This is a genomic window from Congzhengia sp. (assembly GCF_037235575.1).
GTDB lineage: Bacteria > Bacillota > Clostridia > UBA1381 > UBA9506 > Congzhengia > Congzhengia minquanensis.
This window is the reverse complement of sequence record NZ_JAXUNN010000039.1, coordinates 182417-200418: the sequence shown is the minus strand read 5'-3', so window position 1 is coordinate 200418 and position 18002 is coordinate 182417. Positions and strand designations below refer to the sequence as shown.

General features: G+C 45.2%; 17 protein-coding genes. 8 read left to right on the top strand and 9 right to left on the bottom strand.

The features are described from left to right. Window positions 1–11: 11 nt before the first annotated feature. The 6 genes from proB to murJ are packed head-to-tail and all read right to left on the bottom strand — an operon-like array spanning window position 12 to window position 6412. Entirely contained in the window at window positions 12–797 is a 786-nt protein-coding gene (proB, locus tag WIG73_RS10500; RefSeq protein WP_337400494.1) for a glutamate 5-kinase, read from the bottom strand. A 20-nt stretch (window positions 798–817) separates the two neighbouring features. Then, window positions 818–1354 (bottom strand): DUF4330 family protein, encoded by a 537-nt coding sequence (locus tag WIG73_RS10495; protein WP_337400493.1) that lies wholly within the window; start codon window positions 1352–1354, stop codon window positions 818–820. Beyond that, window positions 1351–1872 (bottom strand): DUF4330 domain-containing protein, encoded by a 522-nt coding sequence (locus tag WIG73_RS10490; RefSeq protein WP_177680470.1) that lies wholly within the window; start codon window positions 1870–1872, stop codon window positions 1351–1353. Before WIG73_RS10490 ends, WIG73_RS10495 begins: the two co-directional genes overlap by 4 nt. Continuing rightward, entirely contained in the window at window positions 1859–2959 is a 1101-nt protein-coding gene (locus WIG73_RS10485; protein WP_337400492.1) for a glycosyltransferase family 4 protein, read from the bottom strand. Before WIG73_RS10485 ends, WIG73_RS10490 begins: the two co-directional genes overlap by 14 nt. After that, window positions 2956–4854 carry an O-antigen ligase family protein gene (locus WIG73_RS10480; protein WP_337400491.1) on the bottom strand — a complete coding sequence of 633 codons (1899 nt, stop codon included), beginning with the start codon at window positions 4852–4854 and terminating at the stop codon, window positions 2956–2958. Before WIG73_RS10480 ends, WIG73_RS10485 begins: the two co-directional genes overlap by 4 nt. Before the next feature lie 4 nt (window positions 4855–4858). Beyond that, entirely contained in the window at window positions 4859–6412 is a 1554-nt protein-coding gene (gene murJ / locus WIG73_RS10475) for a murein biosynthesis integral membrane protein MurJ (RefSeq protein ID WP_337400490.1), read from the bottom strand. Window positions 6413–6715: 303 nt separating this feature from the next. On the opposite strand from murJ, the gene rpsB reads away from it, so the two are divergent. The 3 genes from rpsB to WIG73_RS10460 all read left to right on the top strand — a co-directional run bounded on the left by rpsB (window position 6716) and on the right by WIG73_RS10460 (window position 9609). Further along, window positions 6716–7462 (top strand): 30S ribosomal protein S2, encoded by a 747-nt coding sequence (rpsB, locus tag WIG73_RS10470; protein WP_337400488.1) that lies wholly within the window; start codon window positions 6716–6718, stop codon window positions 7460–7462. 20 nt (window positions 7463–7482) lie between these two features. After that, window positions 7483–8394, top strand: coding sequence for a translation elongation factor Ts (tsf, locus tag WIG73_RS10465; protein WP_337400487.1), 912 nt, complete (start codon window positions 7483–7485; stop codon window positions 8392–8394). Between the two features lie 84 nt (window positions 8395–8478). Beyond that, window positions 8479–9609, top strand: a complete 1131-nt coding sequence (locus tag WIG73_RS10460) for a nucleotidyltransferase family protein (RefSeq protein ID WP_337400612.1) — start codon at window positions 8479–8481, stop codon at window positions 9607–9609. Between the two features lie 32 nt (window positions 9610–9641). On the opposite strand, the gene WIG73_RS10455 is transcribed toward WIG73_RS10460, so the two are convergent. Then, entirely contained in the window at window positions 9642–10478 is an 837-nt protein-coding gene (locus WIG73_RS10455; protein WP_337400486.1) for a putative sporulation protein YtxC, read from the bottom strand. Window positions 10479–10528: 50 nt separating this feature from the next. Continuing rightward, window positions 10529–11227: a DUF6873 family GME fold protein gene (locus tag WIG73_RS10450; protein ID WP_337400484.1), complete on the bottom strand. Its 699-nt coding sequence runs from the start codon at window positions 11225–11227 to the stop codon at window positions 10529–10531. Between the two features lie 94 nt (window positions 11228–11321). On the opposite strand from WIG73_RS10450, the gene WIG73_RS10445 reads away from it, so the two are divergent. Both WIG73_RS10445 and WIG73_RS10440 read left to right on the top strand, forming a co-directional pair. Beyond that, window positions 11322–11861 carry a DJ-1 family glyoxalase III gene (locus WIG73_RS10445; RefSeq protein ID WP_337400483.1) on the top strand — a complete coding sequence of 180 codons (540 nt, stop codon included), beginning with the start codon at window positions 11322–11324 and terminating at the stop codon, window positions 11859–11861. A 153-nt stretch (window positions 11862–12014) separates the two neighbouring features. Then, complete coding sequence (locus tag WIG73_RS10440; protein ID WP_337400481.1) at window positions 12015–13160, top strand: D-alanyl-D-alanine carboxypeptidase family protein; 1146 nt, start codon at window positions 12015–12017, stop codon at window positions 13158–13160. Between the two features lie 145 nt (window positions 13161–13305). Here WIG73_RS10440 and WIG73_RS10435 read toward each other — a convergent pair whose 3' ends face one another. Then, window positions 13306–13878, bottom strand: a complete 573-nt coding sequence (locus WIG73_RS10435) for a helix-turn-helix domain-containing protein (RefSeq protein WP_177678846.1) — start codon at window positions 13876–13878, stop codon at window positions 13306–13308. Window positions 13879–14263: 385 nt separating this feature from the next. On the opposite strand from WIG73_RS10435, the gene WIG73_RS10430 reads away from it, so the two are divergent. Genes WIG73_RS10430 through WIG73_RS10420 form a run of 3 tightly spaced genes read left to right on the top strand, consistent with a single transcriptional unit; the run spans window position 14264 to window position 17991 of the window. Further along, the gene (locus WIG73_RS10430) at window positions 14264–15202 is read left to right on the top strand and encodes a hypothetical protein (protein WP_337400480.1); all 939 of its coding nucleotides are present in this window, start codon (window positions 14264–14266) and stop codon (window positions 15200–15202) included. 15 nt (window positions 15203–15217) lie between these two features. Next, window positions 15218–16918, top strand: a complete 1701-nt coding sequence (locus tag WIG73_RS10425; RefSeq protein WP_337400479.1) for a DUF5696 domain-containing protein — start codon at window positions 15218–15220, stop codon at window positions 16916–16918. Then, window positions 16912–17991: a hypothetical protein gene (locus WIG73_RS10420; protein WP_337400478.1), complete on the top strand. Its 1080-nt coding sequence runs from the start codon at window positions 16912–16914 to the stop codon at window positions 17989–17991. The genes WIG73_RS10425 and WIG73_RS10420 overlap by 7 nt, the downstream gene beginning before the upstream one ends. Window positions 17992–18002 lie beyond the last annotated feature (11 nt).

Here is an 18002-nt window from a genome sequence, read left to right as displayed (position 1 = left end):
CACCCGCTTTCTTATTTTGCTGTTTTTGCTACAAATCTTGTTCCCACGGCTTTTCCATCTAAACAATCGTAGATAGCCTTTGGGTTTCGACCGTTTAAAATTACCATCTCCACGCCGGCCTCCATTGCACCTTTTGCGGCAATGAGTTTTGTCACCATTCCGCCGGTGCCGCGTGCAGAACCGGCTCCCCCGGCGCTTTGCATTAATTCCTCCGTAATGGTTTCTACCACAGGAATCAGCTTTGCATCGCTGTGTGATGCCGGGTCTTTGTCAAACAGTCCGTCAATGTCCGACAGAATGATTAAAAGATCCGCGCCGATAAGCCGTGCCACCACGGCGGACAGCGTGTCGTTGTCGCCAAACTCAATTTCAGTCGTTGAAATAACGTCGTTTTCATTGACAATGGGAATCACGTGCCAGTCTAAAAGCGTGCGGAACGCATTTACCGCATTGGTGCGGCGCTCGTTGTCCTCCAGCACATTTTTCGTAAGCAAAATCTGTGCCACCTGGCAGCCATATTCTGCAAAAAACTTTCCGTACATGCTCATCAGCTCACTCTGCCCTACAGCAGAGGCCGCCTGTTTTCCGCGGGTATTGTCAGGCCGCTTGGCAAATCCAAGCTTGCCAACGCCAACGCCAATTGCGCCGCTGGACACCAAAACCACCTCGCACCCGCTGTGGTTTAAATCGCTGATCACCTGGGACAGAAGTTCAATTCTTCTAAGATTGATTTTGCCTGTTTCATAGGTTAAGGTAGACGTTCCCACCTTGATAACTACCCTTTTTTTGTCTGTCATGGCCCAATCCTTTCCGCCCGCTATTTTGAGGTCTTCGTCACTGTAATTTCGTCCACCTTCGGCACAGTCTGAATGGTTGAGGTTTTAATTTCCATTTCCTTGCCGTATAAAAGATGAATGTTAGAATCGGTGTAGAAGCCCTCGTCTTTTCTCTTTCCGTCTGCGTCCACAACAATGGTCACGTCAAACCGGTCCGGAACGGGCGCGGTGTAAACCGTACCGTCATCGCTGACAACGTCGCGCATTGCAGGCTCGCTTTCCACCCGGGAAACGGTGCCCAAAATCTTGTCGTTTGCCACAAGATACACATCGTCGCCCACAATGATCGAGTCCCGCGTTACATCGCGCACTTCTTTTGCTTTCAGCTTAATTTCCAGCTTATCTTTTTCTGCAGAGGTCTTAATCAGCATTTTTGAGTCGTCTGACAAAAGCTTTTCATTGTCTAATTTTACCTTTGTGACATAAACTCCCACAATGCCGATGATAATGACCAAAATGACAAAAATGTCCACAATGCTCACTTTTCCAAAAAGCTTGCCTTTTTTATCCATAATCATTTGCTTTGCGCCTCCTTCTTTTTCAGAAGTGCCTTATCATAATCTAAACTGATAACCGTTCCGTTCACAGCGGCGTCGCCGACAATGCAGTCAATCCGCTTGCCTACTTTAATAGATACCGTATCAATAATGATGTTGGGATATTCCATTGTGGCTTTTCCCTCTACCTCTAAAATGACGTCTACCTTGTTGGGGATTTCAACATATTCAATGGTTTTACTCTCATGGTTTTCCGCAATTTCCCGGGCCGGTTTTTCGTGAATGGCAACAATTTTACCCAGTTCTTTCTTGGTTGCCCCGTCGTAAATGGTTTTGCCCTCTTCCACATAGTTTAAAAATTCAGGATCGTTTTTTGTGGTTTCAATGGAGAACATCACATTGTCCTGAACGCCCTTTTGCTTGTTATCTAAAATTCCTGTGATAGAAACCACCGCAAAAACAATCACCGCGGCCAAAACAACGAAAAATACCAGATCTATGATGTTTATTCCCTTTCTGCCGGTTTTATTTGCTTTCATTTGCAACCTCCTCATAGAGTTTTTCAAGATTTTTTACCATGATCTCAGCTGTATACTGCCGCCTGTATAAATCACCGGCATGTTCAGCACATTGTTTATAAAACGCTTTGTTCTCAGCCATTTTTAAAAACGCCTCCGCCATGCCGCCGCTGTCGGAAAATTCGGTTAACAGCCCGTTTTCTTTCGGTTTCACCAGCTGGGGATTTCCGCCGACATTTGTTGCAATGGTGGGTATTCCTAAGCTCATGGCCTCTAAAATTGCCAGGCTCATGGCCTCAGACCGGGAGGACAATACGTTTACGTCTGTAATGTTTAAAAGCGTAGCCGTGTCCGGCACATAACCGGTAAAAATAATTTCCGGAACGCCTGCGGCCTGTTTTTTCAGTTCCTCCATCAAGGAGCCGTCACCTACGATGAGAAACTTACCTCTACCGCCTTTTTTCAAAAACTGTTTTGCCGCCTCAATAAAATATTGATGGCCTTTCACTTCTTCAAGCCGGGCAAACACTCCGAACACCGTCTCATCTTCTAAAATGCCCCGTTTGTTTCGCTCCGCGTACCGCTCTGTTTCAGAAAGCTTTGTAACAGGTTCAACACCGTTGCAGACGGTGTGAATTTTTTCCCGTTTTATTCCGCAGTCTGCAAGGTTTTGCGCCACGGCATCTGACACTGCAACATAAACGTCGCACAGCAGATTGTTTAAAATACCTTTTACGACAGAGGTCGGAAACCGGCCCGGTGGTTCAATGCAGTGTCTTGTGGAAACAACCGCGCCGGCCTTTGCCCTTCTTGCCGCAATCCTTGCCGAAAGGCTGGCATGGGTGTGCACAATGTCAATTTTTTCGCCGCTGAAAATTTCCTGCATGGCTTTCACACACCGCTTGTCGTAGGATTTGTCCGCCATGAACGGCACCTCAATTACCGTAATGTCAGCCACATCATTTAAAAGCGGCTTTAGCATGCTGTTTTCCGGAATAAGTACCGTAACCTTAAAATGCTCCCTATTAAAATGCTTTACATAATTCAGCAGATACCGACCGGCGCCGCCCACATTGGTGTCGGACACCACCTGGTACACGTTCATCATTTGACGCTGACACCCCCTTCGTCTACAGAGGGTTTCGACATGAGGTTTACGCCGCAGATTGCCAGTGCAATGATAATCCAGTAAATCATTAATATTTTATAGTTATACCAAACATAGTCGGTTAAGCCCTGGAACATGAAACCCAAAAAGCCCGCCCCTAAGGCAATCACAATTTTGGCCCCGCTGTCGGTTTTGCGTGCGCTGATCACTGCGCTTGAAAAAACCTGCTTTACAAACATCAGCGTCATGGCAAGCAGCGCGCTAATTCCAATAATACCCGATTCCACCCAAACCTGCAGGTAAAGGTTGTGGGAATGGAGGGCAAAGTCCGCGCCTGACAGCGAATAAACCGGGTAGACCATTTTAAACGCCTCGGAGCCAATTCCAATGCCCGAAATCCAGAAGTCGCGAATCATTTTTATAGCCGCCTGCCAAATGGCCACACGATAAGCCGTTGAGGAGTCTGACGTGTTGCCAACGCTAATCAGCCGCTCTAAAATGGCCGTGTTACCGCTTAGAACCAGCAAAATTGGCAACACCAAAAGAGCGATCAACCCAACAAACACCCAGCGCTTGTCCATAATTACAAAAAAGAGTGCACAGGCTAAAAACACCCCCAGCCACGCGCCGCGCGACCAGGTAAAAATCATGCAGGCCACCATGGAAAGCAGAACGAACCCAAACAGAGCCTTGTGCTCCTCACGCATATTGCCCCAAATTACTGCGGCTGTCAGCGGAATGGTCATAACCAAAAACTCGCCCAGCACGTTGGGGTTGTTAAAGAAAGAATAAACCCGAACTTTAATGTCTTCAAACATCTCCTCGTCCAGCCATGACTCGGTTGAACTGACGCCTGTAAAATTCTGCAGAACGCCATAGGCCGCAACGGCAAAGGCGGAAAGCAGAAACAGCTTAATCAGCGCCGTCCACTGCTGCCGGGTGCGAATGGTGTTCACCACAATAAAGTAGAACAAAATAAACGAAATATGCACTGCCGCCTGGCTTGCGCTGGCAGCAAATGAAAACGAATTGATACAGCCCCAGAGGAGCGCAATGATGAAAAACACAACGAATGTGTTCATGGGATTTTTCACAAATGTAAACCCTTTGTCGGTAATTACGTGAACACAGAACACCAGAGCACAGATTAAGCTGAGCCCCACCAGCGCCATGGTAGGCAGCATGGGCGAAAGCGCAACGGTTAAAAACACGCCCAGACTTAAATATTTTAGCAAAAACGCAAACGCCAAAACGCCCCCGGTTAAGATAACCAAAAGTTTTACGCCAAAAGCCAGACAGAAAAATGAAAGCAGAAGCCCCAGTCCCAATGCTGCAATGGTCTGTGCCCTGCCGCAGGAAACACTTTCGTGGGACGTTGTGTCAGGTGTTGTAAAAAGCCCCATCAGCGCAGTAACAACAGCACTTCCGCCAAACAGCTGGCGTAGGCTGCGGTTAAGTAAAATCATTACAATACCGGCAGCAAAAACTGCCACAATTAGCAAAAGCCCCAGTCTGCCCGACTCTCTCAAAAACAGCAGCGGCAAAGAAAACGCACACAGCACAAAGCCATAAAACCGAATGCTCACGTCTGCCCATTTGCTGAACCAAACGCACACCAAACTGTTTTTTAAAACATGGTTAAAAGGGCCAGATAGCTTGTTTTGCAAAAACAGCAAAAAACGCCCCGGTAAGCCAAACAGCTTGCCCAAAACACTGTTTTGAAACACATCTCTGTGTTTTGGGCCTGCAAAAAAGCGGCTTACAAAGCTTTTTTGGTAAACCCTGTTTAACCAGGCACAGAATTTATTGTAATATTTTCCGCACGCGCTCTCGTCAAACCACACCGCAATGCGGGAAAAGAGCGCCGCGAAAAATGAAAACACCCTGCTCTCCATAAAATTATTTCCTCCCTTTCGAAATGAGCTGCTTTATTTGCCGAACCTCGTTTGTTTTCAGAGCAACTGCACAAATGAGATAGACGGCAAGCCCCGCCAAAGCCGGCACCGCGAGCGTAAAAAACCTGCCCATAAGCGAATCTGAAAAAGCAACGAATCGCCGGGTAATAGCCAGCGCCGCCCACATTGCGCCGCCGCTTGCCAAAAGCTTTGCGAAATTGAAAAAGAACGGCCTTCCAAAGACCTTATATTTTTTATTTAAAAGAACCGCCAAAACCACGGCGATAAAGTTTGCGGCAACCGAAGCCGCCATTGGAAGCCCCGCAATGCCCAAATTCAGTCCCCGGACAAAGAGGAAACTAAGCGCCACATTGAGTGCAATTCCGCAAACAGAAACCCGCATGGGAGTTTTTCCGTTTTGCCCGGCATAAAAGGCTTTGTTGAGCATTTCCTGAAGTCCGTAGCCAAGCATACCGAAAGAATACCACAACAGGGCGGTAGAGGTAATTTGCGTCTGCTCCGGCCCAAACGCGCCCCGCTCATACACCAGCCGCACAATTTCCACCCGCTCTGTTAAAAACACAATCATAATGGGAAGCAGGATAAACAGTACGCTTTCGATGGCGGTTTTCACAATTTCGGTGAACTCGCTTTTTTTGGTTTCGTCCGCCGCCAGCCTGGAGATGGACGGGAAAATCAGGTTGGAAACCGCGTAGGTTAAAACCCCCACAAAAATAATGTACAGTTTATTTGCATAATCCAGCGCCGACACAGCCTGTCCTTCGTTGATAAAAGACGCCAAGAACATGTTGACCATGGCGTTTATAGGCTGCACCCAGGAGCTGACCAAAATGGGCAGCGCCAAAAACAACGCTTTTTTCAAGCCGGGGTTATGAAAATTGATAAATGGCCGGTAACGATATTTCTTTTTTATCAGTGAGGGTAAAAGTACAATGAGCTGAAATCCCCACGCCACCAGCATTGCCACCGACACTCCGTGAATTCCAAACTGATGCTTGGCTACGAGCAGATAGCCAACCATAATTCCGTTAGAGACCAAGCTGATAGCCGCCGGCGCGTTGAACTCGCCGTATGACTGAAGCACGCCCGTTAAGGAATAGGCAAGAGCCGTAAAAATCATGGACGGGAACATAATGACTACTAAGCTTTCCGCCAATGCTTTAACCTGCGGCTGAAGTCCGCTTCCCAAGAGGTTTACAATGGGGCCGCGGAACAGAATGCCAACTGCGCATAAAAATCCTGTAATGAGAAATATTATATTTAAGAAGCTGTTTGAAAACTCGGCTGCCTCTTCCTTTTTTCCCCTTTGCAGAAACTCGTTGAAAACGGGAATGAAAGAAGAAGAGATTGCGCTTCCCAGAGCAATGTCAAAAAACAAAAGCGGAATTCTGCTGGCAGTGGAATATGCAACAGCTTCCGCACCCGTGCCGTAGAGCGCCGCGAACAAAATGTCGCGGTACATCCCCATGAATTTGGCCAAAAGCGTGGCGAAAACCATGAAGCCGGCGGTTTTTATGGTCTTTTTTGCGCCATTCATACGTTTTTTTCCCTTATCTAACATATTTTATCATTCATACATTATATATGATTATGTGAAAAAAGTCAATTGCTTATTGTATGAAACGATAAAAATAGTATTTGAGCAAATGCGCAAAACTTTCCTTATTTTTCACAAAATTTTAAAAATATGAAAAAAAAGCTTGAAATTGTGGCTTTAATGTGGTATAGTATTAGAGCAAAAATACGCACGCGCAACGATTTTGCGGGCGGTGCCTAAAATTAGGTTCCCGCAGAATGTGACTTGTGCGGAGGATTGCAAATAAAACCGGAGGTGACTTAAATGTCAGTAATTTCAATGAAACAACTGCTGGAAGCAGGCGTCCATTTCGGACATCAGACAAGAAGATGGAACCCCAAAATGGCGGAGTACATCTTTACAGAAAGAAACGGTATCTACATCATCGACTTGCAGAAAACCGTGAAGAAAATTGAGGAAGCTTATGCGTTCGTAAAAGACCTCGCTGAATCCGGCCAGGAAATTTTGTTCGTAGGAACAAAAAAGCAGGCGCAGGACTCTATTAAAGAGGAAGCGGAACGGGTTGGCATGTATTGGGTCAATGCAAGATGGCTCGGCGGCATGCTGACAAACTTTAAAACCATTAAAAAGAGAATTGACAGGTTGGAACAGCTGAACAAAATGGAAGAAGACGGCACGTTTGACCTCCTTCCGAAAAAAGAAGTATTAAACCTGAAAGCAGAACGTGACAAGCTCACAAAATATCTCGGCGGCATTAAGGATATGAGAAAGCTCCCCGGCGCTTTGTTTGTTGTTGACCCGAGAAAAGAAAAAATTGCCATTGAAGAGGCAAAGAAGCTGGGAATTCCCGTTGTTGCCATTGTTGACACCAACTGCGACCCCGAAGACATTGACTATGTAATTCCGGGCAACGACGACGCTATCCGTGCGGTAAAACTGATTGCATCTACAATTGCAAACGCTGTTGTTGAGGGCAACCAGGGTGCTGACGGCGAGGCTGCGGCTGCTGAAGAAACGCAGGAGCCTGCAACAGAAGAACTGAATGCATAATTGATTGGAGGATTTTATAAATGGCATTTACAGCTGCTGACGTAAAAGCGCTGAGGGAAATTACCGGATGCGGTATGATGGATTGTAAAAAAGCGCTGACGGAAACAAACGGCGACAAGGATAAAGCAATTGAATTTTTAAGGGAAAAAGGCCTGGCAACGGCTGAGAAAAAGTCCGGCAGGGTTGCTGCTGACGGCATTGTTTACGCAGACGTTACAGACGGCATAGGCGTTCTGCTCGAGGTAAACTCTGAAACAGACTTTGTTGCAAAGAACGCGGACTTTCAGCAGTTCGTGTCTGACGTTGCAACGCAAATCAGAACCACTTCCCCTTCTGACGTTGACACACTGTTAAACGAAAAGTTTGTAAACGGCGACGAAACAATTTCTGCCATGCTGGTGAACAAAATTGCCACCATTGGCGAAAACATTACGGTAAGACGGTTCGAGCGCTATGACGGCGTTGTGGAAACTTACATTCACGGCGGCGGAAAAATCGGTGTTATGGCTGCGTTTACGCTGGCTGACGCTTCGAAAGCCGACACAGCGGAATTTAAAGAGTTCGCACACGACATTGCAATGCAGGTTGCCGCTTCAAACCCGGCATATTTAGACCGCGACAGCGTTCCGGCTGACGTTGTGGAAAAAGAAACCGAAATTTTAACCGCACAGGCAATGAACGAGGGTAAGCCCCAGAACATTGCTGAAAAAATGGTTGCCGGCAGAATTAATAAATATTTTAAAGAAATCTGCCTGGTTGACCAGCCGTTTATTAAAGACGGCGATATGACGGTCTCCGCTTATACAAAGAGCGTTTCCGACAAAATTGGTACAGAGATTAAAATTGACAAGTTTGCACGATTTGAAAAGGGCGAAGGCATTGAAAAGAAGCAGGACAACTTTGCCGAAGAAATTGCAAGCATGGTAAAATAATTATTTTAACTGAAACTTTAAAATCTCCGGAAAAAGCTTTTTCCGGAGATTTATTTTTCACCGGAGGTTTTGGAATTGAACATAATGGCCGTTATCTGTGAATATAATCCGTTCCACAAAGGGCACGCATATCAGCTTAAAACCCACAGGGCGCTTTTGTGCGCAGACGGCGTGGTATGCTTGATGAGCGGAAGCTTTGTGCAGCGCGGAGCGCCGGCCGTGTTTGACAAGTGGACCCGGGCAAAGGCCGCCATAATGTGCGGTGCAGATTTGGTGTTAGAACTGCCCGTGGTATATTCTGCCCAGTCTGCCATGCGGTTTGCCACAGGGGCTGTGTCGCTTTTAAACGAATTGGGCTGTGTGAATTATTTGTCCTTTGGGAGCGAGTGCGGCAATATTCAGCTTTTGCAAAACGCCGAACCTGTGGTTTTTTCAGATGAATTTGCCCGGCTAGTTTGCGCCGAGATGAAAAAGGGCACAAGCTACCCCGCCGCCCGGTTATCTGCGGCAAAAAATTACTTCCCCGCTCTTTCCTGTGACCTGCTTGCATCACCCAACAACATTCTGGCTTTAGAATATGTTCATGCCCTTGCCCGCTTAAAAAGCGCCATCCAACCTATAACGCTCAGGCGAAATGACAGCTTTGCCTCTGCTTCGCAAATTAGAGAAATGATGGAACAGGGCCGGGATATTTCAGAATTTGTGCCAAATAAAGCTGCATTTCACACAACGCCTTATGACAAATCAGTTTTTGACCAGCTTGTGTCTTACCAATTCCGGAGGGAAACACCGGAGAGCTTAAAAACCATTGCCGACGTTTCTGAGGGACTGGAACACCGTTTTATAAAGGTTGCCAAAACATCGTTCGGTGCGGAGGACCTTGCAACGCAGGTAAAAACCAAGCGCTACACCAGAACACGGATTGATAGGATAATTGTAAACACCCTATTGGGCATTACCGGCGCTGACACAGAGCTCCCCCCCCCATACGCCAGAGTTTTGGCGTTTAACAAATGCGGAACTCAAATTTTGAAGGAAATGGGGCGAACATCTGCCATTCCCATTATTACGAAAACGGCCGACGCCGTTTCTGCAAAGGATGATTTTTGGCGCATGTTCAAAAAAGACCTGCTTGCCACAGACATTTATGCGCTGATGACGGATAACAAACATGCCGGGCAGGATTTTAAAACCTCCCCCATATATGTAAAATGATGCGGAAAAAATTTCCGCATCATTTTTTGCAATTACAGTTTGCACTGCGCCGCCTTAACGCCGCACATTTCACAGCCTGTGCAATATTCCACCTTGCCGAACACCTTATTAATTGTGTCGAATAGTTCGGCGTTTTTAATATCCACGCTGTTGTGTACAATAATTTTTTCCGGCGCCAACGTAATCAGCATGCTGATGAGCAAATCGTCAAAATTGTCAGTGCTGATTTCCTCCGGCCGGGCAAAATCAGAAATACATTCTGCGGTAATATCCTCTTTATCCTCGTTCAAAATTGTATACATGCCGCGGCTGTGTACAATCAAATGGGTTAAATGGGGCCGGGCGCTCTGCACGTTTACAAAATAGCGCAAAAGCTCTATAAATTCCTCATACTCTTTGTGCGTTAGGTAAATGTCAAAAAGCTGTTCCGCCGCCTGAGTTAACAAAGCCTCATATTCTTTCATTCTGAAGGTAACCAACCCCTCCACGCTGGCGGAGTCGTTTTCTTCAAAATAGCTATACAGTCCGTCTTTCACCACGCTGCGACGTTTGGCGCGGCCCGTTTCTCTGTCTTGCTCCAGTTCGGGAAGATGGCTAACAATATCCTGCAGCTGAAACGGCTTTAAGTCGCCGTAATTATTTAAAATAATACGCTTTAAAATTTTCTTTTCGTATTTATTTATAATATAATCGGCAAGTGCTGTAATAAATTCGTCAAAAATCCTTTGGTTGCTGCCGTATTTGAAAAGCACGTCAACGCGCTCGTCAGGTTTTTGCAGAACTTCTACCGGAAATTCCTTTTCGGATAGAAGCCGTTCATTTACAAGAGCTTTTTCATTTCTGAAGCCCAATTGTATACGGTCATTCAAAAACTTCACCTCTCAACTCCTTTTCCTTATCCGAAATTATTATCTGCATTTTATTTACCATCTATACCGATAATTGTGCCAACATCCGTTAAAGGGAAATCTTTCATATACTCCAGCTCCACGCCTTTTATTTCTGCAAAACGTTTTATGTTTTGAAAGCTTTTGTGTTTGCAGATATCGCCAAAAAACAGAAGACAGCCGTAAGCAAAACCTGACGCGCCGCCGATAAAGCCATAGTCGTAGCCAGACAGCACAACATCTCCCGGCTCAATCTCCAGCGTGTCGATGTGTTCTTTCGCACACGCGTCCAGCAACGACGGGTCGGCAGTGATAATTCCGCCGGCAAGCTCCGCCGCCGCGCAGTTTGCGTAGCCCTGATTTATATTTATCAATTTCAAATTTTGCTTTTTTAGTTCCTGTTTTACAACACGGTCGGTATATTGAAAGTTTGCAAAAGCAGTTTTTCCGGATATCAATACATTATATGCAACATCAAACGGGTAGTGACTGCCAAGAACCGTTTCGCCGCAAATCACGTTGCTTCCCGAAAGCTTCTGCTTATAATATTCATATACCGTTTTCTCTGCAATATACGTGTTTCCAATTTTGCACAGCGACAAATCCGGATGGCAGGAAACCGGTTCGGATAAATGATTTAACTTGGGCGACGAAATAATTTCAAATTTACTCCCCCACTTTTTTTCAGCAACGCCTGCAAACCGGCAGTCAATTAACAATTTTTTGCGCATTTCATTTCCCTCTATTGTTTTTTTGTTCTTCATTTGGTATACTATGATTGTATCAGTTTTTAAAACGAATTTCAATACAGGAGATGAAACAACCATGGTATACGTTTTTTTGGCTGACGGGTTTGAAGAGATTGAAGCTTTGGGCACTGTTGACATTTTAAGGCGGTGCGAGCTGGAGGTGAAAACCGTTTCCATCACCGAAAACTTGCAGGTAACCGGCTCTCACAACATTTCTGTTATTGCTGACCTTGTAAAAGAGGACATGAAAGAGGATGATATTGACGCTCTGGTGCTGCCCGGCGGGATACCCGGAGCAGACAATTTAGAGCAGTGCGGATTTGTGACCGACCTTTTAAAACGCAAGGCCGCAGAGGGCAAAATTATTGCCGCAATCTGCGCCGCACCAAAGGTTCTGGGGCTTATTGGACTTTTGTCCGGTGTGAAAGCCACCTGCTTTCCCGGATATGAGGCAAAGCTGGTCGGCGCAATTACCAAACGCAGCGACGTGGTATGTGACAAAAATTTTATTACCTCAAAAGGCGCGGGCACAACCCATGCCTTTGCGCGGGAAATTGCCTCGGCGCTGGGCAAAAACATTCAGGCACGCCGGGTGATTAAATCGATGCAATATTGAGCATGTCCCGATAAAATTCGCTCTTTTTTGTCATATGGGAAACAATTGAACATAAAATAGGTAACAGAAGCGTAAAACGTGTTTTTTATTTGGCGCGCTGTCTGCCTGCGGACTTTGCGTAATAAAATTTCGCAGGCAGAAAGGTTTGTCAATATGAAAAAGCTGTTATCTGTTTTTTTGTCCGCGTTGTTTACTCTGTCGTTACTCTCTGTCACGGCCTTTGCCGAAGCCCCTCAAATGGAGCTTTCGGCCAAATCCGCCGTGCTGATTGAACCTACAACGGGGAAAATTTTGTTTGAGCAGGCTTCGCACGACAGGCTGCCCCCTGCCAGCGTTACCAAAATTATGACCATGCTTTTGGTGATGGAGGCATTAGACAACGGCCAGTGTAAATTGGACGACATGGTTCGCACCTCGGCGTTAGCCGCTTCCATGGGAGGGTCCCAGGTATTTTTAGAAGAAAATGAGGAAATGAGTGTGAACGACATGCTAAAAGCTGTGGCTGTGGCCTCGGGCAACGACGCGGCTGTGGCGCTTGCAGAGTTTATCGGCGGCTCGCACGAAAACTTTGTGGCTAAAATGAACGAGCGTGCAAAGCAGCTTGGCATGAACGACACTACATTTATAAACTGCAATGGGTTAGACGATCCCAATCACTTAACCTCTGCCAACGATATTGCACTGATGTCCTGCGAGCTAATAAAACACCCGAAAATTTTTGACTATACCACCATTTGGATGGACAGTTTACGGGGCGGCCAGTTTGGCTTAGTGAACACCAACAAAATGATTCGATTCTACTCCGGCGCAACGGGCCTTAAAACCGGCTCAACCAGCGTTGCAGGCTTTTGTGTCAGCGCTTCAGCCAAGCGGGACGATATGAACCTGATTGCGGTTATTATGGGCGCGCCATCCTCCAAAGAGCGGTTTGCCGATGCAACAAAGCTGTTAGATTATGGATTCGCAAACTATGCCATCTCAAAATCGCTTGTCTCGGAAGACGAGCTGCCGGACGTCAAAGTGGAAAAGGGCGCACAAAGCGCGGTGGATATCGGTATGTCGCAGGACTTTAATATGCTGTTGGAAAAGGCAAAAATCAGTAATATAGAAAAGAAAATCACGCTGCCCGAATCAGTCAGCGCACCGGTGAAAGAAAACGACAAGGTGGGCGAGGTAGAATTTTTTATTGACGGGGAGTCTATCGGAAAGTCCGACATTGTGGCAAAGTCTGCGGTGAAAGGCTTAGGCCCTGTGGGCATGTTTGCAAAGCTTTCGGGCTATATGCTGTACGGCGAATAAAAAATATCGGGAAAATATTTGAATAAACTCTTTCAAGAAACGGACAGGGCAAGATCTCTTTGCCAGCTGTTCGTTTTTTTGAATAGTGTCTTTTTTATCGTAATCCATTTTTTATGGACTCATTCTGTTTTGAATAAATCTCTTTTTATATATTGTTTTTAAAAGCCGCCCGAAACTGTGACGGTGAAAATCCTGTTACCTTTTTAAAATAGCTTGAAAAGTATGTGCCGTTGCAAAATCCAACCTTTTCTGAAATTTGTCCTACCGGCAAATTAGTGTTTAACACCAGCCGTTTTGCCTCGTTTATTCGCAAATTTAAAATATATTTGTGCATACTCATACCGGTATATTTAAAAAAAATCCGGTTTAAATGGAATTCATGATATCCAGAGAGTGCTGCTAAATCCTTATTGTCAATATCCTCATAAAAATGATTGTGTATAAAATCAATAACAGCTTTAACTGATTCAGAGGCATTTCCGCTGTTATATAACTGCCCGCGGTGAAGGTCGATGAGCACTTCTTTTAAAAGCGCACTGCATTTTTCGCGAAAATATTTTTTTTGCAGGGAAAATTCATCACATATTTTTTTCAGTGGAGGTAAAAACTCTGCCCCGTTCATTTGCAGCAAATGCGTGTTTAAAAACCCGCTGTTTAAAACAGATGGTGGGTTTTGTTTTACCGTGTCTAATTCGGCAGCAGAAATAGGAACATTCACCAAAAAATGCTGGTTTTCCGACTGTGTTAAATCAAAATTAAGCGAAAGTAAGGAAATGCCGCTATCAGAAATAATATTATATCTGCTCCCGGCAACACAATAAAACACAGAATTTGGGATAAGGGAATAATGTTTATTTTCAATAAATATATCAGCATTGCCAGACAAAATGTAAAACAAACGTGCGTCCCGCACAAAAACCGGATTATTGCTTGATTTATAAAAAATTTGGCCTGCAAACCTGATAAAGGGATTTAAATCGCAAAGATACATTTTATCACCTGACAAAATCTTTGTTTTATTAAAATTAAAGTTTGTTTTGTTACTTTAGATTATCATATTTATATGATAAAATCAAGAAAAAGGGAAAGGGAAATAAAAAAATATGAAGTTCATGGTGGGATTGCAGACGGCAAACAATGCGTTTTTAGACCATATTATAAAAAGAAAAGAGCATATTTACGAGGTTTACTTCTCATGGGGAGATTTTGCAAACGGAAGAAACAGCCAGATAGAAAACAGTGCATTTTTGCCTTGGGACTTGCAGCAGAAGCAAATAGAGGCACTTCACAGATTGTCTCAAAACAATATCGCACTTAATCTCTTGTTTAATGCAAACTGTTACGGGCGTGACAGTTTATCCCGTTCCTTTTTTCAAAAAATAGGCGACACCGTTGATTATATTGTAACCTGCTTCGGACTGCAGTCTGTTACCACTACTTCGCCTTTGATTGCAAAGTTCATCAAACAGAATTTCAGCGATATAGAGGTGCGTGCCTCGGTCAACATGGGAATCGGAACCACCCAAGGTATGGACTATGTATCCAATTTATTTGACAGCTTCTATTTGCAAAGAGAACTAAACAGAAATTTTGACAAAATCGCTGCTGTGAAAAAATGGTGCGACACCCGCGGCAAGAGGCTGTATTTACTGGCCAACAGCGGCTGTTTAAACCACTGTTCTGCCCATACGTTTCACGACAATTTGGTTTCTCACGAATCTGAACTTGCAAAAATGGACAATGCTTATGCGTTTCATGGAATTTGCAGAGAATATTTAAAAAATCCGGCTCATTTAGACACTTTAATTACCGACACCAGCTTTATTCGTCCGGAAGATACCGATTTATATGCGCCTTTTGTTCCTGCTGTGAAACTGGCTACGAGAATTCATAAAAATCCTTGTTTGGTGCTGGAAAGCTACATCCGCAGGAAATATTCCGGAGATATTTTGGCGCTTTTAGAACCTGCTCACAGCATATACCCCTATGTGCTGGAAAACGGAAATCCATTGAAACTTGTGAAACTAAACGAAGAACTTTAAGAAAAGAGGGATTTTGTGTTCGGAATTACATCTGACAATAAAAGAATAGAACTGCCCGTTCAAATTGAAAAAACAAATGATTATGCCTGCGTGATTGTATCAAAAGACCTTGATTACAGTTATATCCGTCAGGTGGAGGCAGATTTTTTTGGCATTGTGGCAGATACAAGCGACAGCGGATATCTGGTGCTGCCCAGAGGGGTGGGAAATCAGGACTATTCCCTGTTCTATTTTAACCGTCAAAAAGAAAATTTTGAAAGCCGCATTGCAGAGAGCAATATGCCATTCTTCGGAATAAAAACAGAACAACAGACGGTATTGGCAATCGTTACCGGCATGCCTTACGATTACACGCTGAACATAAGTCTGAAAAATGGTAAATACCGCATTTATCCTGTATTTAAACTTGACGGAGAATCACCCTATGAGGATTTGAAAATAGAATACTTTTATTTGACTGGTGATGACGCAAACTATTCCGGTATAGCCAGGCGATATCGGCGCTATAAGCTGGACAAAGGCGAAATTGTGCCGCTGTCAGTGCGAATGCAAACAAGCGAAGCTTTACGCTATGCAGCAGATTCCGTAATGATTCGGATTCGCTGCGGCTGGAAGCCGGCTCCCCCGCAGGTGCTGCATCAAACCCCGGAAAACGAGCCACCCATGCATGTAGCCTGCGATTTTAACAGAGTGGGAAACTTGCTTGACGAACTAAAAACCCAGGGCGTTGACAAAGCGGAAATCTGTCTTGTGGGTTGGAATGTAAAAGGTCACGACGGAAGATGGCCCCAGGCCTTTCCTGTTTGTCAGGAATTAGGCGGAGAAGAAACATTAAAACAACTAATTTTAAAAGCGCAGAAGCTTGGCTATCAAATTACATGCCACACGAATCACACCGACCAATACGAAATAGCAGACTGTTACAATCCCGAAAATACCCGTCGGAACCGCGTGGGAAAGCCTGTGATAAACGCCAATGGCTGGAGCGGCGGAGAAATGTTTGACCTTTGCCCGGAAATCGGACTGAAACAGGCAGAACAGGTCTTGCCCAAAGTGGCAGATTTGGGCTTTCGCGGAATTCATTACATTGATGTTTTAGGTACGGTTTATCCCCGGAAATGCTACCATCCGGCTCATTTTGTAAATTCAAAAAAGGCGGTAGAGTGTGCAAAAAAAATGTGTATCCGAGCAAAAGAACTGTTCGGCGGCATATCTTCCGAGGGGGCATACGACTTTTTGGCTCCGTATTTAGATTACGGTCTATACATCAGCTACTCCCGTGAAACCGGCGGACTTTGTCACAAACCAATTCCCTTCTGGCAGCTTGTTTATCATGGCACTGTTCTGAGCAATCCATACACCGACACGGTAAACAGTTCCTTCAAAGACAAAAATATACAGCTAAAGCTAATCGAATACGGCGGCAGGCCAACGTTTTATTTTTATTCTGCCTTTATGGACAACGGCAACAACTGGATGGGGGCTGTTGACGCAAAATGTGATAACGAAACAGAGCTGGCGGCGTCTGTTTCCAAAATCAAACAAAGTTATGAGGAATATAAAAAGCTCCGATATCTGCAAACCGAGTTTATGGAACAGCATGAAGAAACGGAAGAAAATGTGTTTGTTATAACCTATTCAAACGGCGCAGTTATAAAAATTGATTATAACAAAGGCAATTATGAGCTAGTTAAGGAAGGAACAAAATTATGCTGACAAGTGAAATGATTAAGGCCGCGGCAAAAGCGGCAGGAGCAGACGCCTGCGGCATCGGACCAATGACCAGGTTTAACGGCGCACCCGATGAAATGAATCCGCAGTTTTTGTTCCCTGAGGCCAAAAGCGTAATCGGATTTGTTTTACGCATCCCCCGAGGCGTGCAGCGGGGCATAGAAGAAGGAACACAGTTTTATCAATATCCATCCATGGCATATGGCGGAATCAACGAAATCTTTGCCCCGGCAGTTTTATATCAGGTAGGCAAGGTCATTGAAGATGAAGGTTACGAAGCGTTTGTTTACCGTAATACCGGCGCACGGGGCGTGGTGTCCGATATGGACGGTTCCCCCGGCAACACCCTGTCACCGGAGGAGCAAATTGAGGTAAACGAAAATGCAAAAACGTCAACCGCCCACCACAGAAGCGTTCAATTTACGCGTCCGGCAAGAAAGGGCGGCGTGGCGCCGGACTTACAGTTCCAGTTCCGGCTGGCTGCCGTAGCCTGTGGCCTGGGCGAAATCGGCTGGAGTAAAATGCTGCTTACGCCGCAGTTTGGTCCGCTGCAGCGCGTGGCATTTATCTTTACCGACGCCGAACTGGAATACGACGAAATGTATCACGGAAAGCCGCTTTGCCGAAAATGCGGCGCCTGTGTGCGCGAATGTCCCGGGGGCTGCATTCCGGCAATCAATTCAGGAAAAACAATAACGGTAAATTTAGACGGGAAAATCTGTGAGTGGGGCGACATCGACATGTGGAGATGCTACGCCTTTTATACTCATGCAGGCAGATATTATAATCCCTTTGTGCCGAAAGAGGTATGGGATAAAAACGAAAATCACGATCTTGACTTAATGGAAGGCTTAACTAACGTGGCAAATGAGCACGAAATTATGAAAATTTATACTGCTCTGCAAAAATACTTTCCAAGCTGGGTGGGCTATAACATGGCAAAATGCGGCGGCTGTATCCGCGCCTGCGTTTCCATGCTGGAGAAAAAAGGCGGCTGCATGGAAAATCGCTTTCATGAGCCTTTAAGAACAAAAAAAGCATGGAAGCTTGACCGATAAAAACAGGAGGA